The following is a 17,012-nucleotide window of genomic DNA, read 5'->3' as shown; positions in this document are numbered from 1 at the left end:
AGTTTAATTACAAAACTCAAAGTCATGATTTTAAACTCAATTAAAGGTAAAGATTTTACCGGTCAGAATATCTATGCAGGTATAGATACTCACCACAAAAGCTGGATGGTTAGTCTTTATAGTGATGAATTTGAATTAAAGACATTTAGCCAACAACCAGATGTAGATCAGCTGGAAAGATATTTGAAAAAGAATTATCCAGGTGCCAATTATTACCTGGCATAGGAAGCTGGGTTTAGTGGGTTCTGGATTCAACGTTCATTCGCAAAGAAGGGCATTCGATGTGATGTAATTCATCCTGCCGATGTGCCAACCAGCGATAAGGAAAACAAACGTAAAACTGATAAAGTTGATAGTAGAAAGATAGCTAAAGGCCTAAAGAATAGGCAGCTTAATGCCATCTATATCCCTAATGAACGTCAGGAGGCCGACAGGTTGTTATTAAGGGCGCGCGCAAACATAGTTCGTGATGTTACCATGGTCAAAAATAGAATAAAGGCCTTTTTGAAAATAAACGGCATCTCTGTACCAGACAGTCACAAAAATGGCAATTGGACCAAGTCATTCATTACATGGTTGCAGTCATTAAAATTTGCAGAAGTCGCATGGAAAGCATCATTTGACGTATATATAGGGAAGCAATTTTTTTAATTGATCGTGAAAAGCAGTTACGAGTAGCTATCGGAGATTTATCTGTAAGCGAAAGATATGCATCCAATATAAAACTGCTTCTTAGCATACCATCCATAGGCTTGGTATCAGCAATGACGATACTGACAGAGATAGGAGACAAAACGCGATTTAGGAAGCTGGATCATCTTTGTAGCTATTGTGGCCTGACTCCCAATAGCCATAGCAGCGGAGAAACAGAACGAATTGGTGGACTCAGCCGAAGAGGCAATCCCTTTATTAAAGTTATTTTGATAGAATGTGCCTGGATGGCTATTCGAAAAGATCCAGCATTGCTACTTTATTATAAACAATTGTTGCCTAGAATGAATGCAAATAAGGCAATTGTAAAAGTTAGCAGAAAATTACTTAACAGAATAAGATATGTGCTTTTAAGCCAAAAGAAATATGTTACAGGCGTAATTAGTTAGCGAGGATTTATTTTTTTCAGTTTTATAGGGTCAGGATATAATATAGTCTTATAAAAACTCAGGTGCGCCAATAAATGCAGGAGGCCGTCTGTGGCTTGCTCGCAAGACCACTCTTTTGAGTTTGCATTTGGCAACCTGTAAAAAATAATACTGGAAATTGCAGCTTGAACTATCAATGTCTGCCAAGAGAAGGTTGTTTTTATAGGACCTGAAAAGAATTGCACCAACCCGAAAGCTGGTGCAATATTGAAATTTAAACACTCGAGGCTTGGAATTCAACATAGAAGATGGCCTCCAGTATTTTCATACAGGCACAAGATGCCATCACACAAACCTACCCCTCAATCTTGCGCCAGTTAGGGGGCTGATGTTTTTGATACTACGGTTGATTTTCTGATAAGTGGTGATAAGGATGAGAAGGTTAAAGCTTCTCTTAAAGATACTGAACTGCTTCAGCAGTTCAAAGCCGTTGAACAGTTTGCCGATGACGATAAATCCGTAGTGAAAAACTCATAGATGCTTTCATTGTAAAAAAACAATTGCAGCAGATGGCTTCGTAGTTCATTACTGTATTATAAATCGAGTAGGTTGTGAGGGATTAATTCCCTCACAGACCTCTCACACCACCGTACGTACCGACCGGTATACGGCGGTTTGTCAGAATAACTTAGTTTGGTGAGTTGTTTTCCAGTAATAGTAGTTTGCGAACCCTACGTATCCATGCCTGACAAAGTATTCATTATTTAATGCCCTTGTCAATATTGGACTGTGTGCAATGCGGCAATAGCCCCTACGGCTATTTGACCACTCATAGGCTTTCCCAGGATTGATTCCCAGCCTTTTCAGGTTAATCCACCGCGTTTTTGGTCTTTTCCATTGTTTCCATATTCCCATCCTTAGACGCGTTCTTACCCATCTGTCCAGTTCCTCCATTCTGCTTTTGGCTTTGGCTATCCTAAAGTAGTTCACCCAACCAACGATTGTCGCCTCCATCTTCTTTATCTTGTCTTCCACTTTACCGGGGCTTTACGCTGAGTTCGCTCTTTCATCTTTTCTTTAATCTTTCTCAGCGATTTGGGCGCAATACGTATTTGCCAGCCCTTTTCGCTTCGGTAAAAGAAAAACCCAGTAGCGTACTGTCATTGGGGCGGCTGACTTTACTTTTTGTGCGGTTTACTTTTAACTTTAGCTTCTTTTCTATGAACTCTGTGATTGTAGTCAGCACTCGAGCCGCTGACTTTTCACTTTTCACATAGATGCTACAGTCATCTGCATATCGTACATACCGGTGGCCTCTTGCCTCTAACTCTTTGTCCAGTTCATTTAAAACAATGTTGCTCATCAGCGGTGATAACGGAGAACCTTGAGGAGTGCCTTCTTTGCGTTCTATCACTACTCCATTCTCCATTATTCCGCAGTTCAGGTACGCTCGCAGTAGCTTCAGTGTCCGCTTGTCCGTTATCTTTTGGGCCAGCGCCGACATTAACCGGTCGTGGTTCACCCGATCGAAAAACTTCTCCAGGTCCAGCTCTACTACCCATTCATTGCCGTCGTTCAGGCTGGTTTGAGCCTGATACACTGCCTGATGAGCACTGCGATTCTCTCTAAACCCATAGCTATAATTGGAGAACTCCGCTTCATACTGCGGACTCAACCACTGGGCTATTGACTGCGTAATTAGCCTGTCGATTACTGTAGGTATTCCCAACATCCTTTTACCGCCTCCGTTTTCCTTGTCTATTTCTACTTTCTTCACTGCCTGGGGGCGGTACGTGCCTTCTAAAATACTAGTACGCAGTGTTTGCCAGTTGGTATTCAGGTAGTCGCGAAGTTCATCGGTATGCATACCATCTATACCTCCAGCCCCTTTATTGGCAGTTACCTGCTTAAAGGCTTTTTGTACATTGCGGATATCTAATATTTCTTCCAGCATACTATTACTTAAAAAAAAAAATCATCCCAGCGTTATTCCCATTGGTTGCATGATGAGGCTCAACTCCTCCTGTGTTTTACTTTTAGCTTCCGGCTTATCCTCACACAGGTAGTTTTCTAATGTTCTTCTATTGTAATCGCCTCAATCATAAACGTCTTGTTCATTTTCGCCATTCTAACATTCGGCCCTTCGGTTTGGCTGTGAGTCTTCCGTCTTTGCCCTTTACGGGGAGATGGCTCGTTTCCTTCCTACTACGGCTTCGGCTGACTTCTGCTCTAAGCGAAGAATCGCCTGCAGACCTCCCGGGGTAAGTATATCCGCTTTCCGTTCATGTAGCCTCTGCATTTACGTTCTGACAGTCTGCACAGTGTAGGGTTTCTGTTTGTGTTGCAACATCACCCATGTCAGCCCGCCTTGTATGCAATTTCTGTTCGTAGGCTCGAACGTTTGCCGCCGGCTTCTTTCAGATTCCACCTCGCGATGGACACCCTTGCCCTTGGCTAATACTATGCACTGTAACACGTATTCGGGACTTTCACCCTAGAGCTGATATACATGCCCGGCACACAACAAAACCCCGCGTCAGGCGGGGCTTTGTTGTTATCTTAAAGACTGCAAAAATTCAATATCAACTCCTGTATTATATAAGCAAATACTATCTCCGTCGTCCTCGCAATATATGAACTTAAGTGAAGAATTAAAACTTGTTTTTTATAATTTGTTGCTTCCAATATCATATTTACATCGGGTTCAAGTAAATCTTTATTGGTCTTCACCAGTATCAAAAGACCTCTTTTAAATTCTTCGGACTGGATTACCGATTTCAAAAATCATTTTCACATTTATCAATCTTATTAATTAATACGTTGATCTTATCAATCTTTAAATTATAGCTTTTCTCCATACCCTTTCCGAATGAATATTCTTGCGGTTGCTTTGTAACCAGTATAATAGACTCATTCAGAAAAATCTCACATGATATCTTAAAATAGAAATTTTCGATAACCTCTAACTCATCCAAATTATTGTGCTCCGTATTTACGCAAAGAACCTTATCTGTAATATTATAATTTATATTTATTGCCATCGTCAATCATTTTTGATTTCAACAATTTTCTCTCCCACGGCTTCTCCTGCATTTGACCCAAAAATCGCTCCACCAATTCCGCCTATAATTCCGCCAAAGAAACCACCAACTGCTGTACCTATTCCGGGTCCAAAAAAGTACCGATAGTAGCTCCAATTTTTGCACCACCTGCAGCACCTAATGCAGCACCACCCCAACCGCCAGCAACTCTGGAAGTTGCTACAATTGTGTTGTCTCCACCTGTGCCTTGTTGAATATCTGTTTTAATTGCATCTCCAATTTGAATAGCATCGGTTACTATAGCAACCGGTTTCGCAACTTTACCAATTGCATCCAATGTGTTACCTGCTGTTTTTAGAGTATTAAACTGACCTGTAGTAAGCTTGGTATGAGGGTCTGGAACACCCGTCACCTTTTCATTTATATTTAGATGTGGTGTATTCACCTTCCCGTGTGGTTCGTCAACTCGTACCACATCAACACCTTTTGTTTTTCCAGCAGCGTTTGTGCCACCTGCCTTTGTGTCTCTAATTCCGGTTACTGTAGAACCTCGTACAGGCTCTGTTTGATACTGCCCACCTAATCCAAATACAAATCCTTTGGATACTTCACCTGTTTTTTTAACCGGAACCATTATACTCCAACCAGCAGGTTTCGTAGTATCTCCTAACGGGTCATTATTCAATATTGGGTTATTTCCCATTGCTGAATATAAACTCTGCGCATAGTCGGGTTTCGGATCTATCTGCCACCATCTGCCTAATTGTGGGTCAAGACTTCTAAACTGTGTTGCATACCATTCAAGACCTGAACCATCACTAAACTCTTTATTCTGTAACTCACTTCCTTTATTAAATTTCCGTTTGTTCTCAGGTTCTCCGAAGGCTAAAGCTTTACTGCTTATTCCCGCCATCGTCAAGCCGAAAGGATAGTAATGCGTTTCCTCGGTGATGGGGCCGGTAATATGCTGTACACTCAGGTTATCAAAGAACACGTCCCAGTTCTGGGTTTCATTGCTGACGTAAATATACAGAAATCCATTTTGGGTCATGGGGATGGCGGACTGGGCAAGGGCGAGCACGGCATTGGCGCCGCCTACGGGCAGGGCGCCACTGCTGGTTGCCACATATTTCAATTGTTCATCAAGTAATATCCAGTTGAGGTAGGCCTTGGGTTTGCTGTTGCCAGCCTGGGAAGGCTGGTGAGCAGTCTGGAAACTGGTCACGGCGCTTGCCAGGGGGCCAGGATTGGCGCTGAGCTGGGCCAGGGTGCCCTTGGCCTGGCCTGCTGCGCCACAATACCACCGGCCAATGAGGACAGGATGGTGGGCACCATGCTGGCGCCATCGTTGTAGGTGCCGCCACTGCGGTAAAAATGGCTTACCCCAATATCGACCTTATCGCCACTCATGACCTTCAGTACAATGGCCGGGCCGATTTTATTACCACTGGCATTTACTGCCGCCACTATATCATTAGGGCTTGTAACGGGATTGGGATTGGTTGGATAACCGCCCGGTACGCTGGTTTTGGCAATAGCGGTCTGAGCAATATTGGAAAAGAGTTGCTCCTCCTTTGTACGGTAAGCCGTTTCCATGGAAGCCAGGTACTGGGCGGTATCGGCTTGTTCGGTAAGTACCATGCGCACATTGCCCAGGTGGTCTTTGAGGAAGTAATCGTACACGAGGTTCCAGGTGCTATCGCCATTGACGAACTTTCTTTTCACATAACGCAGGCGCCCTTCTTCATGACCGATGAGTTGGAGTGTGTCGTCCTGGAAAACGGCTCCACCCAGGTACAAGGTATTGGTGACCTTACCCGGGGATTGGGTCAAATCGATTACCTGTTTTTTTAGCTTGCCCCCAAAGGCGTCATACACATATTCTATACTTCCTTTACCACTAACTTGCATTATTTGTGGCAGATTGAGGTGATTATAAGTTATGGAACTGATGTTCTTGTTAGCATCGGATACGAGATTGCCATTGGGATCGTATGTATAATCTACCGTTGAATCGGTTTTAGTACCAGTATAATGAAAATCGCCCAGTTTGGTATCGGGAACATTCCATTCATCCAATACCTGTTCAAGCTGATTGCTGCTGTAGTTTTCCTTGTATTTATAACGTAAGGCATCCAGGTAGAAATCAGCACTGCCCGGTTTAATGCCATGTTGTATCATGGAGAGGATATTGCCATTGGCATCGTACTTCATCATATACCCATTGTCGGCATCAAAACCACCGACACTGAAATTGGCTTCACTGTAGTTCCAGTTCCCCCGGTGCCGGGTGTGGAATTCTGGTAGAAACCTGCTTTGCCCAACCTGTTGGCAGCATCGTACTGGAAATTGAACTTACGGCGTACCTGGTCGCCTTTGCTTTTCCAAACGCTGGTGGAAATATTACCATTGTATTGATACACGCCATCGGCACAGGAGCCGGGACTCTGGGTACAATTGTCGTAACCCAGCTCAAACCCAAAATATTTATCGGTATAACTGGCAGTTCCTTGATTTAGGAGGTAACCACGGTTGGCGCCCAGCAGCCAGCCTCGGATATTGTAGTCGTAGGTGAGCGTTTCCAGCGGCCCGCCGCCTGGACCTCCGGCTGGTGATATTTTTTGTTTTTAACTGACCGAGCGGGTCATATTCGTTGCTTGCAATGACTTGCTCGGGTTTGCTAAGAACTTGCCCATTAATATTGCTAATGACAGTTTTTGTAGTAGTGAGCAGGCGTCCCAGGTCATCATAATTCAGTTTGGTAATGATGGTATGTGTTTGCGGATTGGTGCCTTTTTATCCAGGTGGTTTACAATGACCAGGGGTTGACCACTAAAACTATACTGGGTAGTGGTAATATCGCGGCCTTCGGTAATATTAAAGTTTTTCGTTTGTATTACCCTTTCTTTGTTATCATATACATAGCTAACCAATAAACCCGGAGCAGAATTGGGTTGCCAAACACCCGTTACAAGACCCCTGGTATTGACAGATTGGATAACCGGTTCGGCATAAGGGAAAAGAGTGGTACTGGCCGTGAGTAAATAGTTGTCGAAGCTATTGTCTTTATTGTTCCAATCTGGTCCATGCCAGCCACTCCAGCTATAATCATCATAGAAGTTCATCGACAGGACATTGGCCAGGGTATTTACCGGAAAAGAATTTGTAAAAGTGTACCGTTCTACCGTACCGGGTGTATAGGTTTCAAAGCGGGCCAGGTTTTGGGTATTGAGGTAACCCTGCATGGCAGTTAAAGAAGTTTGAGTAGAATTGGTATAAAAACCGGTCATGATGGGCCGGTTAAGTTGGTCATACTTGGTAAATAGCCACTTTTGGTTTGGCCGTTGATTGGCATCTTGTGTGAGCACGAGCCGATCCCATTTATCATAGACCATCCATACCTCCCCTGCGCCGGGTACTTTTTCATTGTCATGCGGCGGCGGGCATCGTATTCATAGCGGAAACATTGTTGGCTCAATATGGTGCTGTTGGTGAGATCCCAGTTACCCATAATCAGTTCTACGCCCCGGGGCTGTATTACACAGCGAAGGTTGTTCTGGTCATCATAGAGATAATAGGTACAGAGCCAACCGGTATGGCTACTACCGCTGCCATTATCGGGGGCAGCGGAGAATTGTATTTTTTTAGGATCACTTTGCCTTCCTTGTCTTTAAACTCGATCACCTGCTTAGCATGTTCATCTATCGTTATTGTTTTGTGCAAGGTGCCAGCCGGGTATTCGCCCGGGCTGGTATAGGTGCTAAAGTTACCCGCCGTGCTGTTCACTGTTACATTCCATATCCGTACATCATCTGCTTCAGTGTTTAGCAGGTATAAGGCTTTTACGGCATGCCCCGTACCTGGTTGCCAGGTACTGCCAACGGCACCTGTTTCCCTTGGCCGGCTAAGCGGAGAAAATTCCAGGAGGCTCTGGCTGTAAGGATGAATGTCTTTCGGTGCATCGGAAACGGTATTGGCAGCATTATAAAACCAAGCCTGGCTGGTGACGGCCGCCGTACGCAGGCTGCCATAGGTAGTTCCGTCTTCCACGTAGGGCAGGAACTTCTTTACCTCCCGACCGTAGTTATCATATTCCACAGGTGCCACAATATCCTTTGTGCCCTGGCTCCCTTGATATTCACGGTTTGAATGGGTCTGCCCAGTCCGTCAAAGTAATTAACCAGTTGCAACCGGTCGGCCGGGGAAGACAAGGCATCTACCATGGCCTGGTTAGTGATGCCCGGTTTTTAATTTCACTTTTGTGCACATAATTCCGGTCGGTACTTACCTGGCCCTGACTGGCCTGTATCAGCAATAAGCAAGGCAGGATAATTGTTAAGATATATCTCATAGCTAAGATGTACATGGTTAATGAGTGGTTGATCAGGGGGCTATTGGACAAGGTTCTGATTGATTCTGGTAATAAAACCCCGAGTTATAGCCATCGCTAAAAGTATAGTAATAGGTACATACCCAGTGATCATTTTCATAAGTACCGCCTATTATGATCTTTGTTCCTGTTTGACAAACGCCATTAATATATCGTTTTCCTTCATCCGCGCAGGAGCAGTTCCCCACTATATTGGCATAATTCGATGGAAGTGCCGCAACCTCTGCATTGGCCTGTGCATTCGCATCGGCCTGACTAATGAACGATTTATATTTACCTGCATTTACAGTGTACGTGAATGGAACGCCAGGTCCTTGCTCCGGAGGGCAATCACTCTTAACCATGGGTTGGCTTATGGCTGCACTCGGCCAATAACATCGTCCTGTACTATTGGCATAATTTTGCCCATTTGCAGCGAGGTCGGCTGCCGCCAGGTTATTGGCTGCTGCCTGACTTAGTGCTGCAAATTTGCCATAGGGCACTACATAAGTCACCTGTTCGCCATAGCTGCCGGAAGTGCAGCCTTGTTTGGTATAAGTTCCCTGTACCGCTGCATTGTAAAACATAGACTGACCAGATTGAGTTGGTGCAGTACCAAGCCCATAATTGTATTTAAAATTTTTAACTATATTCCCTTCTTCATCTTTTATACTCGAAAGCCTCGATAGCCCATCATAAGCATAATAAACTATATTATTGTTCATATCACATTGGCTTGACGTACCTATAAGTGGATCATAGGTACTGGTCACCATTAATGCAGAAGATGGATAAAGCCTTAATTCATCTATATAGCCACTGCCACTTACGCTGACCGATGTTGCTCCCGTAACTATATGCTCAAAATAGGTCCATCCGTTCTTAACAACCCCTTGCCTTACACCGGTACTACCTGAAACGGGAAAATTGCCAGCGGCATTCTTACGCCAATATGTAAGCAGATATTTTTTGTCTGATCAACTGTTGCTGAAATTGAATTCCCTGCAAGGTTAAAACATTGTTTGCCTGTGGGTGAGCTCAAATCAGCAACCGGGTTTCCAGTAAAACTAAATCCCCCTTTACTGGTCGTTTCAAAGCTTGTATAACAAATCTCATTATCGTAAGCACCTGTTACCTCAGCAACCGGGTACGTGTTATTATAGTCCCAGATATACGCTTTAGGCATATCGGCTGTTTTGGATTGCTCAGTTAAATTTTCATTAGCATTATACTTCATGGTGGCCGCAAGCCTGTAATGACTGTCGTAATTGAATACATTGGAACTGATGGAGGAGAGCGTTACACTGGTAATAAGCGGCAGTGCCTCCAGGAAGTATATCTTTGAAGGTTTACCTATGATATAGTCCGTAATCTGGCCGCTAATGTACCTGGTATTGCCGCCTCCCGCATCCTGGCGATATTGTACTTTTTCAACGGGAAGACCCACCATATTCTTTTGCCGCATCAGGTCAATATTATAAGCAATAGAGCCTATCGTTGCGGTTGGTGCAGCAGGATAGTCTACCACATATTTAATACCGGTTTTTACCTTTGTTGCATTGGAGGTTGTTTCTTCTATTCTTGTGGCGTAATTATGCAGTGCATTGTCATAGAAAAGATCTTTTGTAGTAACAATGTATTGGTTAGTGATCTCGTCATAGACTTTTGTTGTGACTTGCGTCAGTCTTTTATTTTGTTGAAAGAAAGAAGATGTTTCGGGAAAACGGAGAGTAGGCATGGTCCTGAATTCCACGCAACCTGCAGGGGTGATTCCCAAACCCCATAGGGATAATACATGTTGGCAGCGCTTTTACAGTAGTATTTTTATTGGTCTGCTCCTGTTGTGGTTTTACCAAGACGCTGTTTAAAATTTCGCCCGTGGTTGTAATAAAAGTATTGGAAGTTTCCTGTAATAATTTCCCATCATTACGATAAACACGTTGACGAACCAGGTCGCCATTCTCTATATTTTCGTCATTAGTAAATGTACCGTTGAAGCTATAGTTGTAAACTGTTTTGCCAAGTGTTTGATTATTTACCAGATCTATTTGGGATTCGGTCACCTGGGTATATCCAAGATGACTTCCCTGGAATGATCCTAAACTAAAAATAGAATTGGCAGAAACGTTAATAGTATATAGAAAATGCTCATCGTTCTCGTTATGTATTTTACAAGGCTCCGGATTTTCATTTGGTAATTCGTATGGGATAAAATAAGCGTGGTAACTGGAAGTCGTTTCATAAAACGGAAACAATCCCGACCTACCGCTGCCCGTACCGTCATCAGAAAGATAGGTATATGTTTTTGCCCTGGCCGCTATGCCATTAAAAGCATAATCAGTAATTTTCTTTACTCTTATCCCTCCCACCGGATGATATTGGCCATCGTCAAATTTCGCCTCGTTTAATTCATATTCAAAGGTTGTATATCCCCCTGTAGGATATGTCATTTTATTAAGGACGGTAGCAGTCGAACCGATCAGGTTAGGTTCTCTGTTGGCTCCCTCTCCCACATTTCTTGGTTGGAAATACATGTTATCAACCACTCTTCCTGCAAAATAAAAATTGGGCACCAGGCTGGTATTGCCGGCTGCGTTATAGAAGCCCCAATGGTCAAGAGAAGCTGTAAAACGCTCAGGAATAGGGGTGTTATCGTAAGCAAATGTATGTGCAGGTGGAGCAGGGGTAACACCATCAACTGGAATTTCCTGTAAACTTTCTAAACGCAAGCGACTTTTATTGAGCAAATTCGCATTGTTTAAAAAATAACCATAAGTAAAATTATATTGCTTGATTAGCTTATCAGTGGCATTGTTAGTACTGTACACTTTTAGCTGATTCAACCTGCGGGCATAAGTATCTTCTGTATCTTGCCTTTGCCCGGTGGCCGAAAGAACATCTATAAAAGCAACGGTGATATTGGCTCTTTTATAAATGATCTTCTTTAAAAACTTCCGGTATATCAGCACTTCAGGTGGCGGAAGCGTTGAAATGGAGCCCATATTGTAGGATTGGGCACAGAAAACGTTGGGTGATTGTACGCCATACGTATAGGATACGGATCTATTATTTAACCGGTTTCCATTTTGTACTGCCCCTGACAGGTTGGTATGGTATTCAAATTGAATAACTTCATCACCCGCAGCTGAAGTTATTGAGCTCAGGTACCAGGCGGAAGGATAGGTATAGCTCAATGTGGATGATTGCCCAAGGTCATCGCTGGGCGTCATTACGCTAGTTTCCGCTTCGTCAAAAACATACGTAATCCCCTCTTCATCTACAATGGTAAAACTGTTATTAAAAGTGATAGCTTTCAAATCCTTTTCCTTTTTAAAGATCGTATTGTCAGGTTTCACCAGAAACTTACCGGAATGGCCGGCAAAATTGTAGTAATAAATATCAGGCTGGGTTTCAATCGCGCCCTCCTCGATGTTTTTCAAATAGGTATCCTGTGCAAAAAAATTGGAACTTGATGGAGGTGTTAAAACATTAGCCACCCCGAAGTAATTGCTGGAGTTATCGGGATTTCCCCTTGCTGCGCGTGTTATTACCCCCCTGCATTTAGCGACCAACTGCTCCCACACCAGGGGCTTCATCCTCGGGCTTAAATCCCGATGCGTTATAACTCATGCTTACAGGAAGCGTTATAGAATTACCCTTTAATTCGTACAGAGGAATGTTGATCGTTGGTGTGCCGGTAAATAAACTTATGGGTACGTTTCCATATTGACCTAACGAGGCGGCTTCGGGTGATGGGGGTATAACCTGTTTTGCCTTGAATTGCATTTTAGCCACTTCTAAGGTTGGATTAGAATTCTGGCAAAATAAATAGAAAGGTATTGTATGTGCTAAAATCAGAAACCATAAGGCTTTACACATAAAGCTTGGGTTTATTGGTCGATTATTAAAAAGTTAAGTCAAGTATTGACCGGGTTTGCTACTATTGTATCCTGATAGCTGGCTGCACTCTAATACACCACATTTAGTTAGGTGAAAAGGACTTTCAGCGCAGTATAGGTCTATTGGTTTACGGTAATTACTTTTATCATAGGTTCAGCCAGGGGGCTCATGGCTCCTGCAAAAAAAGCAATGATCTTTCCTTCCTTACTGATGATAAATTTTTGATAGTCCCCTTGCACCTCCATATCAACCACCCCATTTTCCGATTTGGTGGTACACCACTTGTATATAACAGATTTTGATGGTCCTATAACTGCCGTTTTATTGAACACCAACAAATTGGGATGCAAACCTGATACCCAAGACCTGATTTCCTCATTACTCTTTGGCTCGTTATTAAAATCGTTGGTTGGAAAACCGAGGATCACCAGCCCAACGGATGCATAAGTACGACATAAGGAATCCAATTGAAGGAGTTGGGTATGACGTTCACTGCCAGAGGCGATATTGACTACGACAATTAGTTTTCCATGGAGGTTATTAAGATCAACCTCTACACCTGTTACAGTAGTTACTTTGTAATCGTAAATTGACGATTGTGCAAGGCTGGCCATTGTTAGCAGCAGAAAAAGGAAAAGATGGATAGTCTCATTTTAAATATGATATAAGGATGTCAACAACTATCTGAAGTAAACAATATATGGCTGGGCTACTTCAGGGAGAGGCAGAAAAAATGGATTGTAATGATGCGGAAATGACCAGGCGAACGGGCCTGTGGGCGAGAAGGCATTGACATTTTTCTCATGCGACAAAAAGGATTTTGGTTACATACATCCGGACCGATGCTCAGGAAGCCTTTTTAACATAGTATCCGGATCGTCTTGGGATATTGAAGTAATGACAAAATTATAAACCATCAAAGTACAAACCTATATATGCGCAGTTTTGACGAAAAAGCGTGCAGATTTTGGCGATAAGTGTGTAAACAAATTGTAATACGCAACCGATTGCAGGGCATTACCCCTGCTTAGCCAGTTCAATAATATCGCGGCCGGTGATGATCTTCCTGGTTTCGGGCAAGTTCACACTATGGATCATGGCCAGACCCAGTTCACGCAGGGTACAAAAGCCATTGGGCGAAAGGGCGCGGCCAAGTGGATATAACCAGGTTATGTATTTATAAAAAGGCAGCGTATTCTTTAACCCGCTGGTAGGTTTCATAAATCCGGGTCGCACCGGGAATACTTTCTTAAAAGGCAGCTTCATGAGGTCATTTTCGGTTTTGCCTTTTACCCGGGCCCAGTTCACCTTGCCTTTCTCCGTACTGTCGGTGCCCCGGCCAGAGATATAACAAAAGGTCATTTCCGGTTTTAGCTGTACCAGCGTTTCCGCTACCCGCATGGTAAGCGTATAGGTAGTTTTATAATAAACATCCTGCTTTACACCCACCGAGGAAATACCCAGGCAAAAGAAACAGGCATTGTATCCTTTTAACTGATCCGCTATAGGAGCCAGGTTGAAGAAATCGGCATGTAGTATCTCTTTTAGTTTGGGATGCACCACCCCACTAGGCTTGCGGCTAATGATCAATACAGCTTCCACCAGGGGATGCAACAGGCATTCATGTAGTACGCCCTCCCCTACCATGCCCGTGGCGCCGGTGATGATGGCCCTGATCTTACCTGTCGGTGTCATATAGGTATTGGTTTGATTTCACCGGAAAGATACCAAACTATAGACACTATTTTAGCCCGCCATGCCCCTTGTACAACTGTACCGGGCCGTCCAGTTTCACCGCCAGTACAGTCATGTATTCATCCTGCACAGCAGGGGGCACAGTAATGTATACCAGCCCGGGTACAGGACTCCAGGATATTTTACCAACTACTTTGTGTTGCAGCAACTGCCCGCCTCCTACTACTGCTATTTCACGGATCTTGTTTTTCAGTCCTTTGATCATTACCTGACCGGCAACTTTGCCAGGCAGGAACAAATACAGCGTAGCAGAATCTTTGGATAAAGTAGTGGGCCCATAAAAATGTCCCTGTGCAATACCTCCCAGCGTATTGAAGATGGCCGCACCATGTTTCTTATTCCATTTCCCCAATTCCTTCAATACCTGTACTTGCTGCAGGGGAATGGTTCCATCTTCTTTGGGACCCATATCCAATAGCAGGTTGCCCCCATTGCTGATGGCATCGGCAAAGATGGTGATCACTTCATAAGGTGTTTTCCAGGCCGTATCCTGTGGCTGATAACCCCAGTTATTATTGATGGTCATACACAGTTCCCACCAATTGAAGGCAGGCCTGGTAACCGGGAAATTTTGTTCGGGTGTTTCATAATCACCATAACCCTGTAAACGGCTATTGAGTATAGCGCCAGGCGTTTCTTTCAGGATGCTTTTGCGCACCATGGCAGCACCCCACTCAACAGCTGAATGCTCCCAATCGCCATCAAACCACCACAAATCCGGATGGTAGGCCAGGTTCAGTTCATTGATCTGGGCCTGGTAAAACTTGCGGAACCGCTCCCAGCGCTTCGGATCATTGCTCACCTTGTACCGGGCGCTGTCTTTCAGAAAGCCGGGATAATCGGGATGGCTCCAGTCGATGAGAGAGAAATAAGCCCCCGTTTAATTCCCTGTTTGTCCAATGCCTGATAAAAAGGCGTCAGTACATCACGGCCGGCAGGAGTGTTTTTTACTACACCATAATGATTTTGGGCGGTGGGCCACAAAGCTACCCCATCATGGTGTTTGGTGGTCATTACCGCATAGCGGGCGCCACTTTCTTTGATGAGCGCCGCCCATTCATCAGGATGATACCGGGAGGCCGTAAAGCCTTCCAGTTGTTTCATATAATCGGGGTGACTGATCTTCTTATTATAAAAACTCCAGCTTTCATCTACTCCATTGACGGCATAAATACCCCAATGAATGAAAATACCGAGCTTGGCATCGGCAAACCATTGCATTTTGTTCCGTATAGAATCGGGATGGATCTTGACCTGCGCTGTTGCAGGGAGCAAACAAACCAGCAATAGCGCTGGCATAAAAAAGGATGGTCGAAGCGATTTGTACATCATTTTGATCTTGTAATTGGGCCATTGCCACTACTGGCAGGAACCAAATGTACAATTTAGAATGATGCAGATATTACGCAAACCATTGCGGCAATTATTGATCCCATTCACCAGCCAGGGTTTTGCACCAATTTCCCCAGGCTTTTATCAATTTCAATTTGTGGAACGGGCATCAGGTAATGGCGGTCTAAGAATACGCGTGTTTGTACTGTGACAGGCTTATAAAAACAGCCACACCAGCTTCCTCACTACCGGGCGCATAACCGGTAGACTGTAATTCGGCAGTAGTTGGCCGTGCATTCAATCCATGTACCGGACCATTATCCACCTCCTTCGCTATAAGCCATCGGCGTACATCCCAAAATCGCTGTCCCTCAAATGCAAATTCTACGCGCCGTTCATTCCTGATCCTTTGACGCATCCCCTCCTTCGTATTGTCCGTTGTTCCGGCAACAGGCAGCGCCGGCATAGCCACCCTTGACCGTACCACATTAACTGCATCAAACACCTGCTGGTCGGGGGCGCTCAAATACTCATTCATGGCTTCAGCGTAAATAAGATACATTTCCGCGAAACGGATAACCGGGAAGTTCCTGTTGGCGCTTCCACTCCCTCTCAGGTTTACATTGGGATCGCACCATTTTCTCCAATTATAACCCGTTTCAGCATTGGTCCCGGATTTTGGCCAGCCTTCAGACGCGCCTCCATTATTGCCAAAATAAGCATACTTCAATGGCCTCCTATGATTGGCAGAATCCCAAAATGTATATTGAAAATTGATAGAAGCATAAAAGCGCGGGTCCCTGTTTTTATACATATTGGAAACCTGTTTCGCCTGCCGGAATGTTTTTCCATCCCAAAGAGGACCATTCCAGGTGCCGGCTGTAGTGTAACCGGAATTGGGATCCGGGATCGGTAACCCATTCTTCATTTCATAAGCATCCACCATTTCCTGCAATACACTGAATTTTCCATAGCCACCGGCCGATTGGGCATCCTGGCCATTGGGCTGCAAACTTTGATCAAGGTCCCTTGTTCCACCCCAAAGCAAGGGCAATATGGTTTCCTTATACTCCCGCGAAAAACAGGCGGGCATAATTATCTATTGGATTGCCGGGATTGGGATTGTTTAAGGAATAAACATTCAGATCTATAACGGCTTTGGCAGCATCGGCAGCACGTTTCCATTTTTCCTTATCATAGGTTGGGGGAAATAATGTTGACCCATCTTCATTTTTTAACTGGGCATACATCGTATTACCATTAAAAAGGGGACTGGCAGCGTAAAGGAGCGTGATTGCTTTTAACGCCAGGGCAGCTCCCCGTGTAATACGTCCCGTTTCTCCTACATTGTCAAGATAGTCCAGCGGCAAAGCGGGTGCTATACCGTCCAGTTCCGACACCAGGTAGTTTACCAGTTCATCAAGCGGATTTCTAACAAATAGCTTGGCAGGGATGGCAGCGCTGACATCTATAACCTCATCGCCTATTAACGGTACAGACCCATAACGCCTGAAAAGTTCAAAATACAATTTGGCT

At 44.2% G+C, this 17,012-nt stretch carries 18 protein-coding genes and 2 pseudogenes; 3 read left to right on the top strand and 17 right to left on the bottom strand.

Features of this window, described 5'->3' with window-relative positions; all coding sequences use genetic code 11:
- The first annotated feature begins 24 nt into the window (after positions 1-24).
- From RS881_RS23350 to RS881_RS59880, 3 genes are all read left to right on the top strand, one after another.
- Entirely contained in the window at positions 25-225 is a 201-nt protein-coding gene (locus RS881_RS23350) for a hypothetical protein (protein WP_315819967.1), read from the top strand.
- An 81-nt stretch (positions 226-306) separates the two neighbouring features.
- Positions 307-651 (top strand): IS110 family transposase, encoded by a 345-nt coding sequence (locus RS881_RS23345; protein WP_350340171.1) that lies wholly within the window; start codon positions 307-309, stop codon positions 649-651.
- A 113-nt stretch (positions 652-764) separates the two neighbouring features.
- Positions 765-1,100 carry a transposase gene (locus RS881_RS59880; protein ID WP_350340240.1) on the top strand — a complete coding sequence of 112 codons (336 nt, stop codon included), beginning with the start codon at positions 765-767 and terminating at the stop codon, positions 1,098-1,100.
- Positions 1,101-1,757: 657 nt separating this feature from the next.
- On the opposite strand, the gene RS881_RS23340 is transcribed toward RS881_RS59880, so the two are convergent.
- The 17 genes and pseudogenes from RS881_RS23340 to RS881_RS23265 all read right to left on the bottom strand — a co-directional run bounded on the left by RS881_RS23340 (position 1,758) and on the right by RS881_RS23265 (position 17,005).
- Positions 1,758-2,114, bottom strand: a complete 357-nt coding sequence (locus tag RS881_RS23340) for a group II intron maturase-specific domain-containing protein (RefSeq protein WP_315816028.1) — start codon at positions 2,112-2,114, stop codon at positions 1,758-1,760.
- A gap of 52 nt (positions 2,115-2,166) precedes the next feature.
- Positions 2,167-3,033 carry a group II intron reverse transcriptase/maturase gene (gene ltrA / locus RS881_RS23335; protein WP_315823292.1) on the bottom strand — a complete coding sequence of 289 codons (867 nt, stop codon included), beginning with the start codon at positions 3,031-3,033 and terminating at the stop codon, positions 2,167-2,169.
- 1,205 nt (positions 3,034-4,238) lie between these two features.
- Entirely contained in the window at positions 4,239-5,345 is a 1,107-nt protein-coding gene (locus RS881_RS23330) for an RHS repeat-associated core domain-containing protein (protein WP_315823291.1), read from the bottom strand.
- A complete protein-coding gene (locus RS881_RS23325; RefSeq protein WP_315823290.1) occupies positions 5,342-6,337 on the bottom strand; it encodes an RHS repeat domain-containing protein in 996 nt (331 codons plus the stop codon). The genes RS881_RS23330 and RS881_RS23325 overlap by 4 nt, the downstream gene beginning before the upstream one ends.
- Positions 6,334-6,543, bottom strand: coding sequence for a hypothetical protein (locus RS881_RS23320; protein WP_315817066.1), 210 nt, complete (start codon positions 6,541-6,543; stop codon positions 6,334-6,336). Before RS881_RS23320 ends, RS881_RS23325 begins: the two co-directional genes overlap by 4 nt.
- 330 nt (positions 6,544-6,873) lie before the next feature.
- Positions 6,874-7,488 (bottom strand): hypothetical protein, encoded by a 615-nt coding sequence (locus RS881_RS23315; RefSeq protein ID WP_315823289.1) that lies wholly within the window; start codon positions 7,486-7,488, stop codon positions 6,874-6,876.
- A 169-nt stretch (positions 7,489-7,657) separates the two neighbouring features.
- Positions 7,658-8,277 (bottom strand): annotated as a pseudogene (locus RS881_RS23310) (DUF6443 domain-containing protein); the annotation flags it as partial.
- Positions 8,278-8,503: 226 nt separating this feature from the next.
- Complete coding sequence (locus RS881_RS23305; RefSeq protein ID WP_315823287.1) at positions 8,504-9,214, bottom strand: DUF5977 domain-containing protein; 711 nt, start codon at positions 9,212-9,214, stop codon at positions 8,504-8,506.
- A 173-nt stretch (positions 9,215-9,387) separates the two neighbouring features.
- On the bottom strand, positions 9,388-10,227 hold the full coding sequence (locus RS881_RS23300; protein WP_315823286.1) for a hypothetical protein: 840 nt from the start codon (positions 10,225-10,227) through the stop codon (positions 9,388-9,390).
- Positions 10,178-11,929 (bottom strand): hypothetical protein, encoded by a 1,752-nt coding sequence (locus RS881_RS23295; protein ID WP_315823285.1) that lies wholly within the window; start codon positions 11,927-11,929, stop codon positions 10,178-10,180. Before RS881_RS23295 ends, RS881_RS23300 begins: the two co-directional genes overlap by 50 nt.
- 121 nt (positions 11,930-12,050) lie before the next feature.
- Positions 12,051-12,275 carry a hypothetical protein gene (locus tag RS881_RS23290; RefSeq protein WP_315823284.1) on the bottom strand — a complete coding sequence of 75 codons (225 nt, stop codon included), beginning with the start codon at positions 12,273-12,275 and terminating at the stop codon, positions 12,051-12,053.
- Positions 12,276-12,508: 233 nt separating this feature from the next.
- Positions 12,509-13,003: a thioredoxin domain-containing protein gene (locus tag RS881_RS23285; RefSeq protein ID WP_315823283.1), complete on the bottom strand. Its 495-nt coding sequence runs from the start codon at positions 13,001-13,003 to the stop codon at positions 12,509-12,511.
- A gap of 403 nt (positions 13,004-13,406) precedes the next feature.
- Entirely contained in the window at positions 13,407-14,084 is a 678-nt protein-coding gene (locus RS881_RS23280; protein WP_315823282.1) for an NAD-dependent epimerase/dehydratase family protein, read from the bottom strand.
- Positions 14,085-14,130: 46 nt separating this feature from the next.
- A pseudogene (locus tag RS881_RS23275) lies at positions 14,131-15,365 on the bottom strand (alpha-L-fucosidase).
- A gap of 215 nt (positions 15,366-15,580) precedes the next feature.
- Positions 15,581-15,646, bottom strand: a complete 66-nt coding sequence (locus RS881_RS59875) for a hypothetical protein (RefSeq protein WP_350340239.1) — start codon at positions 15,644-15,646, stop codon at positions 15,581-15,583.
- Between the two features lie 14 nt (positions 15,647-15,660).
- Complete coding sequence (locus tag RS881_RS23270; RefSeq protein ID WP_315823281.1) at positions 15,661-16,569, bottom strand: RagB/SusD family nutrient uptake outer membrane protein; 909 nt, start codon at positions 16,567-16,569, stop codon at positions 15,661-15,663.
- Positions 16,541-17,005, bottom strand: a complete 465-nt coding sequence (locus RS881_RS23265; protein ID WP_315823280.1) for a RagB/SusD family nutrient uptake outer membrane protein — start codon at positions 17,003-17,005, stop codon at positions 16,541-16,543. The genes RS881_RS23270 and RS881_RS23265 overlap by 29 nt, the downstream gene beginning before the upstream one ends.
- Positions 17,006-17,012 lie beyond the last annotated feature (7 nt).

The organism is Paraflavitalea speifideaquila (assembly GCF_032395985.1).
Lineage (GTDB): Bacteria > Bacteroidota > Bacteroidia > Chitinophagales > Chitinophagaceae > Paraflavitalea > Paraflavitalea speifideaquila.
Note: the sequence above shows the minus strand (reverse complement) of the source record. Positions and strands in the feature narration are given on the sequence as shown.